A 12573-nucleotide genomic window follows, 5' to 3' on the forward strand; every position below is an offset into this window, starting at 1 on the left:
TACAGAACGAGTTACTACGATTTTAGGCGGGCCTTGAGGTAGGCGAGCGCCTTCTGATGGGCGTCGTCGGCTAACGCCTTGTTGTACTTGGGGTTAGAAGGGTTGGCAAAGGCGTGGTCGGCGGGGTACTCCTTGGTGGTGACCTTTTTGCCAGCGGCGGCCATGTCCTTCTCAAACTGCTGCACTACCTCGGGGTTAATCCACTTATCCTGGTCGGCGAACAGGCCCAACACGTCGGAATTCAAGCCTTTAAGCTTGGCTACATCCTTCTCGGGCATACCGTAGTACATCACGCAGCCCACGGTTTGCTTGCCACCCAGTAGGGCGCTTTGCAGGCTCCAGCCGCCGCCGAAGCACCAGCCGATGCTGGCAAACTGCGCCTTGGCGCCCGCGTATTGCTGTGCGCCTTTGATGATGGCGGTGGCGCGGTCGGTTTTTACGGCCTGCATCAGCTTGCCAGCTTCCTCGGGGGTGGTGGCTACCTGGCCATCGTAAAGGTCAAGGGCTAAGATGTTTACGCCCGGCATTTCCTGGGCGTACATGGCGGCTTCCTTCTTGATGTAGTCGTTCAGGCCCCACCACTCGTGGATGACGAACAGGTACTTGGTGCTCGGCTTAGCACTTTTGATTTCAAAGGCGTGGCCCGCCTGGCCATCGCTGGTTTTGAATTCAATCATCTGGCCATCACCGGCGTAGGTGTAAGGCAGCGGCGCATCGTGGCCGCCCGAAAAGTCCTTTTCGGTGGCCAGCATGGCAAATACTTCGGTGGCGCTGGCCGAGGCTGGGCGCACGCAGCAAGCGAGCGAGGTGGCCGTTTTAGTTTGAGCCGCTGCCGACCCGAAGGTGAAGGCGGCCGCAACCAGTAGGAATAATTTCTTCATGGGTGAGTAGGATGATTCTGGTAAAGAATGCTACCCTAACCAGCCCACTGGCCAGAGGTTTTGCACGCCAGGCGCGCTAGCCGACGTAAGTCGTGCGTACTACCGCGCCCAGTTCGGTAAGCAGTGAATAGAGCCCCACGTAGGTCCGGTTGAGGTATACGAAGTGGGCCGAGCCGCGCGGCTCGCGCTGCTGGCGCAAGTCCTGGTCCTGCATCAGGTCGTCGCCCAGGTCGTAGAGGCTTTTCATGTAGGCGGGGTCACCAAAGTCGAAGCTGGCCTCACGGAAGGGGCGGCCCACTAACTCCAGCGACTGGGTGAGGGTGCGCAGGTACATGCTGCGCAGGGCGGGCGAGTCGGCGGGGCGTAGCACGCCGGCCTCGGTGAGCAGGGCTTCGAGGCGGGCCGGGTCGGTGAGGGTGGCCGGGTCGAGTAGCGACAGAAACTGGCGCTGCTCCAGCTCCGGCACGTCTTTTACGCAGCCAAAGTCGAGCACGCCCACCGTGCCGCCGTTGGTGAGGCTGAACAGGAAATTGCCGGGGTGCGGGTCGGCGTGCAGCTGGCGCAGCTCGCGCAGCTGGTACTGGTAGAAGTCCCAGAGCGACTGGCCAAGCTGGTTGCGCACTTCCTGGCTGGGGCTATCAGCCAGAAACTCCTTCATGTGCTGGCCGGGCAGCCAGTCCATGGTGAGAATGCGGGCCCCCGACAGCGTGGGATAATAACTCGGAAATTGCAGGTGTGGCAGGTGGCCGCACTTAGCCGCCACGGCCTGCCCGCGGCTCAGTTCTAGCTTATAATCAGTCTCTTCGATGAGGCGGGCCTCCACCTCGGCTAGGTAGGGGCGCAGGGTTTCTTCCTTGAGGCCCATCACGCGCAGGGCCACCGGCTTCACCATGGCGATGTCGGAGCGGATGCTGGCTCCCACGCCGGGGTACTGCACCTTCACGGCCAGCGGCTTGCCCAGCTTACGGGCAAAGTGCACCTGCCCAATGCTGGCTGCCTGCCGCGCCTCGGGCTCAAACTCGTCGAAAATCTCGCTCGGCGAGTGGCCAAACGCATCGCGGAACGCCTTGACTATCAGCGGCCCCGAAAGTGGCGGCGTTTGGTACTGGGCCTGCCGAAACTGCTCGGCGTAGGCGGGCGGTAGCAGGTTTTTTTCCATCGCCAGCATCTGGGCCACCTTCAGCACCGAGCCTTTCATCTCGCTGAGGGTGCCGTAGAGTTCGGCAGCGTTGGCCTGGTGCAGGTCGGCGGTGGGCGAGTTGGCGCCCACCGCTTTCTTGGCGTAGTGCTGCACGTAGTTGGCTCCCACTTTTAAGCCGGTTTTGGCAAAGCGGGCCGCGCGTGCCACCTTAGAGGTGGGCAGCGATTCCTGGGGTTGGTCCATGGTGTGCGGTAAGCTTTAGCTTGCCGTTAGTAGGCTGATAAAGAGTGTAAACGGCAAGCTGAAGCTTACCGCACGAGGCTAGCGTTGCAGCAAAAACCGCCCGAAATCAAGGGCCGAATCGAACGTGTTGCGCCCCACCAAATCGAAGCTTAGCGTCACGGCTTTCTCCACGGCGGCGTCGGTCCGCTCGAAATTGGCCGACTCATCGCGCACGAAATAGAGCAGCAGAAATTGCAGCTGGCGCAGGAAAATGCGGCCGTAGCCATCCTGCAAAAACGGCCGGCTGGCCACCTCGCCCGTAGCGCGCCCCTCGTGCAGTATTTCGTGGATAAACTCCTTAAATTCAGTCTCAAACTGCTTGAGCACCGTGGGCACCACCGCAAACTGGCGGCGCTGCGAGCGGCCCAGCGTGAGCAGCGCAAAGCTGCGGTTGTTCTTCAGGATTTCCAGCAGCGTGTAGTAAAAAGCCAGCAGCTTTTCGCGGGCCCCGTAGCCCTGCCAGGCGGGCTCCTGGGCCGCCTGGGCGCGGGCCTCACGGCCAAATTCGGCCCACGCCTCGCGGTCGATAACCGCAAATGAGGCGTAATGGCGATAAAACTCGCCCTCCGTGATGCCCTGCGCATCGGCAAAGGCAAAAACAGTTTTGGGGGCGTGGCCGTGGCGGCGCAAGTAGTCGAGATAGGCGGGTTTCAGCAAGGTCGGTTCCATGCGGGTATAACCGCAACCGCGAAGGGGGAGTTTAAAATTTGAATTGGGAATGAGGTATTTAGGATGAAGAATTATCGCGCGGATAATTCTTCATCCTAAATACCTCATTCCCAATTAATTATTTCCGGCCCTGGCGAATGGCGTCGATGGCGCGCTCACGGCCGAACTTATGGTCCACAATCGGCGCGGGGTACTTATCGGTGCCAAACTCGGGCACCCACTGCTTCACGTACTTATATTCGGGGTCGTACTGCTTTTGCTGGCTGTCGGGGCTATACACCCGAAACCAGGGCGCGGCCACGGCCCCGGTGCCGGCCATCCACTGCCAGTTGCCCACGTTGTTGCTCATGTCGTAGTCGATGAGCTTTTCGGAGAAATAGTGCTCACCGAGCGTCCAATCCATGAAAAGCTGCTTCACCAGGAAGCCGGCCGCCGCAATGCGGGCGCGGTTGTGCATGTAACCCGTTTGGTTGAGCTGGCGCATGCCGGCATCCACGATGGGGTAGCCGGTGCGGCCCTCGCACCAGGCCTTATACTGCTCAGGGTCATCACGATACGGTAGGTGCCGCATCTTGGGGTCGTAGGCTTCGGTGGCGGTGTGGGGGAAGTGCCAGAGCAGCATCATGAAAAAATCCCGCCATATCATCTCGTTCAGGAGCTTGTTGTTCAGCTCATTGGCCTGCTTCATGAGCTGCCGAATGCTGACGGTGCCAAAGCGCAGGTGCACCGACATGTGCGTGGTGCCTTTGTTATCGGCCGGGAAGTCGCGCACCTTATCATAGTTTTTCACCACCGCCGGGGCGGGCAGGTGCGCGGGCGGTGTGGGCTGCTCGTGCCGCTCAAAGCCCATGTCTTTGAGCGTGGGGCGCTTGGCATCGTCGGCGTGCGGGCGCGCCAGGTGCTCCTTTTTGAAAAGCCGGGCAGAGGGGTGGGGCTCAAAATCGGCGGGCGTCGCCTTGGCCTGCCAGGCTTTCGAGTAAGCGCCGAATACCTTGGAGGGCTTGCCATTCTTGGTCAGTACCTCGTCTTTGGCAAAAATCACCTGGTCCTTAAACGCCTTGAACTCCACACCAGCTTTTTCGAGCAGCTGGGCAATGGCTGTATCGCGCTCGGTGGCGTAGGGCTCGTAGTCCTCGTTGGTGTATACGGCCGCTATGTCGTAGTCTTTCAAGAGTTTAGTAAATACTTCCGGCGTGCGGCCGTAGCAGGCCAGCAGGCCGCCGCCGGCCTCGTGGGCCTCGTGCGCCAGGCGCTCCACCTGGTCAAAAATGAAGGTGAGGCGTGCGTCGTTCTTCGGGAGCTTGTCCAGAATAGTCTGGTCGTAGATGAACAGCGGCAGCACGGGGTGGCCGCTTTGCAGGGCGGCGGCCAGGCCCGCATTATCCGGGAAGCGCAAGTCGCGGCGGTGCCAGAAAAGGGTGATTTTCATGGTAGTCAATTGATTAAAAGAACGTCATGCTCATCTGGCGTCCGCTTGCCGAAGCATCTCTACCACGCCGATAGGTTTACTAACCTATCGGCGTGGTAGAGATGCTTCGGCAAGCGGACGCCAGATGAGCATGACGTTCTTATTGAGTGACTTATCTATTACAACTCTATTTCAACTTGCCCATGCCGCCATCCACGGCCAGCACCTGGCCAGTGATGAAGGTGGCCTGGTCGGAGAGGAGGAAGGCGGCCATGTTGGCTAGGTCGGCGGGCTGGCCCACGCGCTGCAAGGGGTGGCGCTTGGCCCCGGCCTCGGCTTTTTCGGGGGTGTTGAGTAGGGCGGCGGCCAGCGGCGTGTCGGTGAGGCTGGGGGCCAGGCAGTTCACGCGCAAGCCGCTGCTGGCGTACTCGGCGGCCAGGGCGCGGGTGAGGCCCTCAATGGCGGCCTTGGCCGTGGCAATGCTGGTGTGGAAGCTCATACCCACCGCGGCAGCTACCGTGCTGAACAGCACCACGCTAGCGCCGCCCTCGGCCTTTTTGAGGCGCTTGGCGGTGGCTTGCAGGGCCTGCACCGCGCCGAGCACGTTCAGCTCGAAGTCGCTGCGGAAATCATCGAGCGGCACCCGCTCGAAGGGCCGCAGCTTGATGGAGCCGGGGCAGTATACAAGGCCGTGCAGCACTTCGGGCAGCGCGTCGAAGGCCGTGCCGATGGGTTGGGTAGCGTCGTAGGTAATGTGGGTGGTGCCGAGGGCCGCCAACTCATCGGAGAGGTGGCGCGAGGCGGTGTACAGCGTAGCGCCGCCAGTGAGCAGCAGCTGGGCCGTGGCCAGCCCGATGCCGGACGAAGCGCCGACGAGCAGGATATTCTTACCAGTAAAGTTCATGCAGGCAGTTGAGCAAAGGGTGGGCTTTGCAAACGGCCGAAGGCGGGTAATGTTGGTAAAAATGTGGCTTAAATAACGTTCGGCTCACTCAGTAGCCAGGGCCTCGCTGGGCAGGGCGGCTTTGGGCTTGCGGCTCACCAGCCACACGCCCACGAATATGAGGGCCGCCTGCCAGCCTTTGTCCAGGGTGAGGCGGTCTTTGCCGCTGGCCACGGCGATGAGCACGGCCAGCACCGGCTGGAGGTAGATGTACACGCCCAGCAGCGCCGGCGTGGCGTATTTCAACGCCCAGTTATTCAGTAAGTAAGCTAATATGGTGAGGAAGAAAATCATGTACCCGATTTCGCCCCAGATGTAGAGCGGGAAGCTGGCGTAGTCGGCCGCAATGGCCTGGGGCAGGCCCACTGGCACGGCAATAACGGCCCCCACAATAAAAATACGCGCTAACACCGTGAACGCGTGATACTTGCGCATAAGCGGAGCTACTATCACCAGGTACAGGCCAAATACCGTGGCATTGAACAGTAAATACAGGTTGCCCAGCAAAGCCGCCTGCGGCACCGCGCCGTTGCTGGGCCGGCTCAGGATGAGGGCCGCCGCGCCGGCCGCGCCCAGGCAAATGCCCACTATTTTGGGTAGGGTAATCTTGTCCTTGAGCAACACCGCCGAGGCCAGCACCACCACAATGGGCGAGATGGTTTGGAGCAGCGAGGCATTGATGGGCGTGGTCAGGTTGAGGCCCGCGAAAAACGAAAGCTGATTGAGCCCGATGCCCAGCACGCCGGCCAAAATGGCCCGCATGTTATCGGCCCGCCCGCTGATGCGCTCGTGCGGTGCCGCCAGCCGCTTGGCCACGGCAAAAAACAGCGAAGCCCCTGCAATGCGTAGCGTCACGATGCCCAGCGGCTGCATGTAGTGCGGCATAATGTCCTTGGCCAGGCTGTACGTGGCGGCATAAATCAGCGAAACCAGGAATAGGGCCGTGTGCAGCCGAAATTTGGAAACCATAGGGAAATAACTTGCGGTTGTCATTGCGAGCGCAACATTCTGCGCATTAAGCAGAGATGGAGCGCGGCAATCTTTCCTTCACGTTGTGGTACTAATCCCGACGTATAAGGAAGAATTGCCGCGCTCCATCTCTGCTTTAATGCGCAGAATGTTGCGCTCACAATGACAAACGTACTCCCGCTACCCCGCTTTATGGCTTCCCTTTTCGATACCCCCACCGCCGCCCCGCTGGCCGAGCGCCGCCGCCCGCGCCGCCTGCCAGACTACGCCGGCCAAACCCACCTGCTGGGCGAAAACGGCGTGCTGCGCCGCTACCTGGCCGCGGGCCGCCTGCCGTCGCTCATTTTGTGGGGCCCGCCGGGCGTGGGCAAAACCACCCTGGCCCTGCTACTGGCCGAGGAGCTAAAACGCCCCTTCGCCATGCTCTCGGCCATTAATGCCGGGGTAAAGGACGTGCGCGAAATTATTGAGCGGGCCAAGAAACAGACCGGCACCGTGCTGTTTATCGACGAGATTCACCGCTTCAGCAAGGCGCAGCAGGATGCGCTGCTGGGTGCGGTGGAGAACGGAACCGTCACGCTCATTGGGGCCACTACCGAGAACCCGTCGTTTGAGGTTATCCCGGCCTTACTATCTCGTTGCCAGGTATATGCGCTCGAAGCGCTGAGCGCCGACACGCTGCGCGAAATCGTGCGCCGTGCCCTGGCCGAGGATGAGGTGCTGAGCAAAATTCCCGTTGATGTGGTGGAAGACCACGCCCTGCTGGCCCTCAGTGGCGGCGATGCGCGCAAGCTGCTGGGTTTGCTGGAGCTGGTGGTGCAAAGCACCCCGCCCGACGCCGCCGGCCGCGTGCAGCTCACCGATGCCGCCGTGCAGCTCACCGCCCAGCGCCCGCTGGCCCGCTACGACAAGGGCGGCGAAATGCACTACGACGTGATTTCGGCCTTCATTAAAAGCATCCGCGGCTCCGACCCCAACGCCGCGCTCTACTACCTAGCCGTGATGCTGGAAGGCGGCGAGGACGTGAAGTTCATCGCCCGCCGCCTGCTCATTTTGTCTTCCGAAGACATTGGCAACGCCAACCCCAACGCCCTGCTGCTGGCCCAGAGCTGCTTTCAGGCCTGCACCGTTATCGGCGTTCCTGAATCGGATTTAATCCTTTCACAGACAGTAATTTATCTGGCTACCTCACCCAAAAGTAACGCAGCCTACACGGCCATTCGGGCCGCGCAGGCGCAGGTGCGGGCCCAGGGCGTGCACCCCGTGCCGGTGCCGCTGCGCAACGCCCCCACCAAGCTGCTCAAGGAGCTGGGCTACGGCGCTGCCTACCAATACTCGCACAACGCCGCCGGCAACTTTGCCTACCAGGAATTCATGCCCGACGCCCTCAGCGGCACCCGCTACTACGACCCCGGCGACAATCCCGCCGAGGCCAAAATAAGGGAGCGCCTGCGCGAGTGGTGGCAGGAAAAATACGGTTACTAATAATCGCAGCATTAATCGCAGATTTAGACAGATTGCGCAGATTCGGACGGCGCGGCTGTGGGCAGGCGGTTGGGTAGTGGTTGGAGTAGGGTAGTAGCGGCGTTGGCCAAGTGTAATGCCGCGCTGGCTGCCTCGATAAATACTGCGCAAAGCGCCCCAACAGCCCGCGCCGCCAAGGCAGGCGTGTATCTTGTCACGATTTTTAATTAATTAACCAGCCGCGCCATTCGAATCAGCGAAATCAGCGCAATCTGTCTAAATCTGCGATTTTATGAGACAATTTTTTAAGTTTGTGCTAGCCACTTTGGTCGGGCTGGTGGTGTTTGCGGGGTTGGGGTTTGTGCTGCTGATTGGGCTGGGCGTAGCCCTTGGCAGCAGCTCCGAAAAAACGGTGGCCAGCAACTCGGTGCTGGAGCTGAAGCTCGATAAGCCGATTTCGGAGCGCAAGGAAAGTGCTGACCTGCTGGGTAGTGGTGGCTCTACCATTGGGTTAGTCGGGTTGAAGGAGGTTATCCACCGGGCCAAGAACGACGACGATATCAAGGGTATCCTGCTCAACCTGGAGCTGGTGCAGGGCGGCATGGCCTCGCTGGAGGAAGTGCGCGACGCGCTGCTCGACTTCAAGAAAGGCGGTAAGTTCATCGTGGCATATCACGAAATCGCCTCCGAAAAAAGCTACTACCTGTCGTCGGTCGCCAACGAGATTTACCTGAACCCGCAGGGCTCACTGGAGTTTAACGGCCTCAGCTCGGAGGTGATGTTCTACAAGCGGCTGTTCGACAAGGCTGGCATTGAGCCCTACATCTTCCGGGTGGGCTCGTTTAAGAGCGCCGTGGAGCCGTTTTTTCGCGAAAATTTCTCCGACTCGGCCCGCTACCAAACCGTGTCGTACCTCAACTCGCTCAACAACCACATGCTGGGCCAAGTGGCTGCTAGCCGGCAGATTGCGGTGCCCCGCCTGCACGTTATCTCCGACTCGATGCTGGTGCACAACGCCAAGGACGCCCTGCGTTTGAAGCTGGTGACTAAGCTCGGCTACTTCGACCAGGTGCAGGATTACCTGCGCGGCAAGCTGGGCGTGAAAGCCGATAAAAAGCCCAGCCTTGTGAGCCTGAGCGACTACCAGGACAGTGACAAAACCGACGAAGGCAGCACCAGCGGCAACCGCATCGCCGTTATCTACGCCGAGGGCGACATCGTAACCGGCCGGGGCTCAGACGATAACATCGGCAGCGACAAGTTTGCCGAGGCCATCCGCAAGGTGCGGCTCGACGACAAGGTGAAGGCCGTGGTGCTGCGCATCAATTCGCCGGGCGGCTCGTCGCTGGCCTCCGACATCATTTACCGTGAAGTGCTGCTCACCAAAAAGGTAAAGCCCATTATCGCCAGCATGAGCGACGTGGCGGCCAGCGGCGGCTACTACATCGCCATGGCCTGCGATACCATTGTGGCCCACCCGAATAGCATCACCGGCAGCATCGGCGTATTCGGGGTGTTGCCCAATATTCAGCCCTTATTGGCTGATAAACTGGGTATTACCGTAGACCGCGTGACCACCGGCAAGTTCTCCGACCTGCCTACCATCACCCGCGCCCTCTCCGTCTACGAAAAGCAGCAGATGCAGCTGGAGGTGAACGAGATATACGCCGACTTTACCAGCAAAGCCGCCCTGGGCCGCCACATGCCCGTGGAGAAACTGCGCCGCATTGCCTCGGGCCGCGTGTGGAGCGGCAGCGAGGGCAAGGAAATCGGCCTGGTCGATGTGTTGGGCTCGTATGAAGACGCGTTGAAAATTGCCGCCGCTCGCGCCCACCTCAAGGGCGACGACTACAACGTGCAGCGCCTGCCGCGCCAGAAATCGGCCGTGGAGAAGTTCTTCGGCCGCTTCAGCGGTGGCGACGAAGACGAGCAAGCCGCCGCCGAAACCCGCCTGCTGCAAGCCAAGCTGGGCCCGCTTTACCCCGCTGTGCGCCAGTACCAGCAGCTCATGCAAATGCGCGGCGTGCAGGCGCGGCTGCCGTATGAGCTGGAAATTAGATAATTGGCAAAATTAAGCGAAAAAAGAACGTCATGCTGAGCTTGTCGAAGCATCTCTACTACGCCGCGAGGGTCACTAACCCCAACGGCGTGGTAGAGATGCTTCGACAAGCTCAGTATGACGTTCTTGTTGTATTGTAAAAATCAAATGAAAAACCACTCCCTTCGCGTAGCCATCAGCGCCTTGGCGCTCGCCGGCCTCGTCCAAACCGCCGCCGCCCAAACTACCCTCTACCAGCCCCGCGACATCAAGCGGGCCTTTGACAAAGGGACCCGCGCCGCCGATGGCCGCCCCGGCCCCAAGTATTGGCAAAACACGGCCCGCTACGACATTACGGTGCAGGCCGCGCCGCCCGCCCGCGACATCAAGGGCCACGAGCAAATTACGTATTTCAACAACAGCCCCGATACACTTAAAAGTCTGGTAATCCGGCTCATCCAGAATATTCACAAGCCCGGTGTGGCCCGCGACGGCGATGCCTCGCCCGATTACCTGACCACCGGCGTAGCCATCGATTCGTTTGCCGTGGGGGGGCAGGCGCGGCCCTACAACGGGCGCGGCGCGGCCACCGCTCAAACTATTGCACTGGCCAAGCCGCTGCTGCCCCACGACTCGGTGCGGCTGTCATGTGCCTGGCACTTCCCTATTTCGCTGGAAAGCGGCCGTGAGGGAATGCTCGACAAAACGACGTTTTTCCTGGCTTATTTCTACCCGCGCATCGCGGTGTACGACGACTACAACGGCTGGGACCGCTTGCCCTTTGTGGATAGCAAGGAGTTTTATAACGACTTCAACAACTACACGTTGCGCGTGAAGGTGCCGGCCAATTACATTGTTTGGGCCACCGGCACGCTCCAAAACCCCAAGCAGGTATTGCAGCCCGCCTTCGCTAAAAAGCTGGAGAAGTCGATGACCAGCGATGCGATTATGCACATCGCTACGGCCGCCGATTTGGCCAAAAAGAACATCACCGCCCAGCAGCCCTTCAACACCTGGGTGTGGAAGGCTACCGACATTTCGGACGTGACCCTGGCCCTCAGCGACCACTACGACTGGGACGCCGCCAGCGTAATCGTGGACCCCGCCACCAAGCGGCGGGCCAGCGTGCAGGCCGCCTACGCCGACTCGACGGTCGATTTCCGCTCGTCCGTCAAGTTCAGCCAGAACGCGCTGAGCTGGTTTTCGCGCAACTGGCCGGGCGTGCCCTACCCGTTTCCAAAAATGACGGTGGTGCAGGGCTTTGCCGACATGGAGTATCCCATGATGGTGAACGACAGCCCCCAGAAGGACCTGCAATTTGCGCAGCTGGTGCAGGACCACGAAATCGCGCACACGTACTTCCCCTTCTACATGGGCATCAACGAGAGCCGCTACGCTTTCATGGATGAGGGCTGGGCCACCACGTTTGAGCTGCTCATTGGCCGGGCCGAAAACGGCGTGGCGGCGGCCGACGAGTTCTACCGCAAATTTCGGGTGACGCGCTGGATAAACGACCGGTCTACGGCCGAAGACCTGCCCGTTATCACGCCCAGCAGCGAGCTGAAGGCTGGCTACGGCAACAACTCGTATGGCAAAGCGTCGCTTAGCTACCTGGCGCTCAAGGACATGCTGGGTGATGAGCTGTTCAAGAAATGCTTACACACCTACATGGACCGCTGGCACAGCAAGCACCCTATTCCGTGGGATTACTTCAACTCGATGAGCAATGCCTCAGGCCAGGATTTGACGTGGTTTTTCAACAACTGGTTTTTCAGCAACGGCTACATTGATTTGGTCCTCACCAAAGCCGACAAAACGGCCCAAGGCACCATCATCACCCTCAAAAACGTGGGCGGCTTCGCCGTGCCCGTGGACCTAAAGGTGAGCTACGCCGACGGCAGCACCGAAACTCTGCACCGCTCGGCCGACATCTGGCGTGCCAACCAGCAGCAGGCCACCTTCGCCATTCCGGCCGGCAAGGCCGTGCAAGCCGTAGCCCTCGACCACGGCCTGTACTTGGACGCCGACACAAGCAACGACCGCCTGACGGTGCAGTAGAGTTAGGGTAAGTGAATGTAGCGTGGACTCTGTGAGTCCGCGCGTAGGAACGTTGAACAACGACACCACGCGCGGACTCACAGAGTCCACGCTACTAAACCCAAGTACCTTAGCCGCCTCAAGTTGCTCAGAATGAGTAGCCCAGACTCAGCTGCGCATCGGTGATGGAGCCAGGCTGGCCGGCGGTGTACCAGTCGCCCACGAAGTCGGGGCCACCCATTCTGCCGATGTCGTGAAAGTAAAATTTAAGACCGACCTGCGTGTTGAGCGTTAGCCGGTTAGTTAATATCCAACGGTAGCCAAGGCCCAGCCCGCCGCCCTGCCCATGCACCGTAGTAGCATACGTAGCTTGGTTGGGTGGGGTGCCGGGATATACCTCGGGGCGGGCCTGCGCTTTATGCGAATAGGCCCCCGCCGAAAGCTGCATATAAAAGCCGCCCGGTGCCGCGCGCCGGAAGTAGTAGCGGCCCACCAGCGCCGCCTGGTTGCCGGGGTAATTGGCACTGAAATAGCGGCTTCCTTGCACCGCCAGCGCCCAATGCCGGCCCAGCCGCTGCTCATATTCCAGGCCCACGGAGGGCGCTAGCCCCAGCACGCCCACGCTCACCGTGTGGCGAACCGGGGCCGGGGTTGTTTCTTGCGCACTGACTAATCGGGCTAAGCTCAGCAAGCCCACAAAAAGTAAGGGTGTTTTCATAAACAGCTTTGTTGATAAGAGAC

At 60.3% G+C, this 12573-nt stretch carries 10 protein-coding genes; 3 read left to right on the top strand and 7 right to left on the bottom strand.

Annotated features, from left to right (window positions below):
• Positions 1 to 14 precede the first annotated feature (14 nt).
• The 6 genes from ACYVGC_RS08995 to ACYVGC_RS09020 form a co-directional block, all read right to left on the bottom strand.
• The gene (locus tag ACYVGC_RS08995; RefSeq protein WP_460583483.1) at positions 15 to 881 is read right to left on the bottom strand and encodes a dienelactone hydrolase family protein; all 867 of its coding nucleotides are present in this window, start codon (positions 879 to 881) and stop codon (positions 15 to 17) included.
• Between the two features lie 76 nt (positions 882 to 957).
• Entirely contained in the window at positions 958 to 2265 is a 1308-nt protein-coding gene (locus ACYVGC_RS09000; protein ID WP_460583484.1) for an ABC1 kinase family protein, read from the bottom strand.
• Between the two features lie 78 nt (positions 2266 to 2343).
• Positions 2344 to 2973, bottom strand: coding sequence for a TetR/AcrR family transcriptional regulator (locus ACYVGC_RS09005; RefSeq protein ID WP_460583485.1), 630 nt, complete (start codon positions 2971 to 2973; stop codon positions 2344 to 2346).
• Positions 2974 to 3091: 118 nt separating this feature from the next.
• Complete coding sequence (locus ACYVGC_RS09010) at positions 3092 to 4402, bottom strand: cryptochrome/photolyase family protein (protein ID WP_460583486.1); 1311 nt, start codon at positions 4400 to 4402, stop codon at positions 3092 to 3094.
• A 166-nt stretch (positions 4403 to 4568) separates the two neighbouring features.
• Complete coding sequence (locus ACYVGC_RS09015) at positions 4569 to 5285, bottom strand: SDR family NAD(P)-dependent oxidoreductase (protein ID WP_460583487.1); 717 nt, start codon at positions 5283 to 5285, stop codon at positions 4569 to 4571.
• A gap of 84 nt (positions 5286 to 5369) precedes the next feature.
• Positions 5370 to 6293 carry a DMT family transporter gene (locus ACYVGC_RS09020; protein ID WP_460583488.1) on the bottom strand — a complete coding sequence of 308 codons (924 nt, stop codon included), beginning with the start codon at positions 6291 to 6293 and terminating at the stop codon, positions 5370 to 5372.
• 192 nt (positions 6294 to 6485) lie between these two features.
• Between ACYVGC_RS09020 and ACYVGC_RS09025 the strand changes: the two genes are divergently transcribed.
• From ACYVGC_RS09025 to ACYVGC_RS09035, 3 genes are all read left to right on the top strand, one after another.
• Complete coding sequence (locus ACYVGC_RS09025) at positions 6486 to 7778, top strand: replication-associated recombination protein A (protein WP_460583489.1); 1293 nt, start codon at positions 6486 to 6488, stop codon at positions 7776 to 7778.
• A gap of 271 nt (positions 7779 to 8049) precedes the next feature.
• Positions 8050 to 9819: a SppA family protein gene (sppA, locus tag ACYVGC_RS09030; RefSeq protein ID WP_460583490.1), complete on the top strand. Its 1770-nt coding sequence runs from the start codon at positions 8050 to 8052 to the stop codon at positions 9817 to 9819.
• Between the two features lie 144 nt (positions 9820 to 9963).
• Positions 9964 to 11853 (top strand): M1 family metallopeptidase, encoded by a 1890-nt coding sequence (locus ACYVGC_RS09035; protein ID WP_460583491.1) that lies wholly within the window; start codon positions 9964 to 9966, stop codon positions 11851 to 11853.
• Positions 11854 to 11980: 127 nt separating this feature from the next.
• Here ACYVGC_RS09035 and ACYVGC_RS09040 read toward each other — a convergent pair whose 3' ends face one another.
• A complete protein-coding gene (locus ACYVGC_RS09040) occupies positions 11981 to 12550 on the bottom strand; it encodes a DUF3575 domain-containing protein (protein ID WP_460583492.1) in 570 nt (189 codons plus the stop codon).
• Positions 12551 to 12573: the final 23 nt, after the last annotated feature.

The sequence above is a fragment of the Hymenobacter arcticus genome, from assembly GCF_054779975.1.

Bases quoted from the DNA above. Each gene is read 5' to 3' on its own strand.
- ACYVGC_RS09040 (WP_460583492.1), bottom strand. From the start codon at position 12,550: ATGAAAACACCCTTACTTTTTGTGGGCTTGCTGAGCTTAGCCCGATTA.
- ACYVGC_RS09025 (WP_460583489.1), top strand. From the start codon at position 6,486: ATGGCTTCCCTTTTCGATACCCCCACCGCCGCCCCGCTGGCCGAGCGC.
- ACYVGC_RS09035 (WP_460583491.1), top strand. From the start codon at position 9,964: ATGAAAAACCACTCCCTTCGCGTAGCCATCAGCGCCTTGGCGCTCGCC.
- ACYVGC_RS09005 (WP_460583485.1), bottom strand. From the start codon at position 2,973: ATGGAACCGACCTTGCTGAAACCCGCCTATCTCGACTACTTGCGCCGC.
- ACYVGC_RS09020 (WP_460583488.1), bottom strand. From the start codon at position 6,293: ATGGTTTCCAAATTTCGGCTGCACACGGCCCTATTCCTGGTTTCGCTG.
- sppA (WP_460583490.1), top strand. From the start codon at position 8,050: ATGAGACAATTTTTTAAGTTTGTGCTAGCCACTTTGGTCGGGCTGGTG.
- ACYVGC_RS09000 (WP_460583484.1), bottom strand. From the start codon at position 2,265: ATGGACCAACCCCAGGAATCGCTGCCCACCTCTAAGGTGGCACGCGCG.
- ACYVGC_RS09015 (WP_460583487.1), bottom strand. From the start codon at position 5,285: ATGAACTTTACTGGTAAGAATATCCTGCTCGTCGGCGCTTCGTCCGGC.
- ACYVGC_RS09010 (WP_460583486.1), bottom strand. From the start codon at position 4,402: ATGAAAATCACCCTTTTCTGGCACCGCCGCGACTTGCGCTTCCCGGAT.
- ACYVGC_RS08995 (WP_460583483.1), bottom strand. From the start codon at position 881: ATGAAGAAATTATTCCTACTGGTTGCGGCCGCCTTCACCTTCGGGTCG.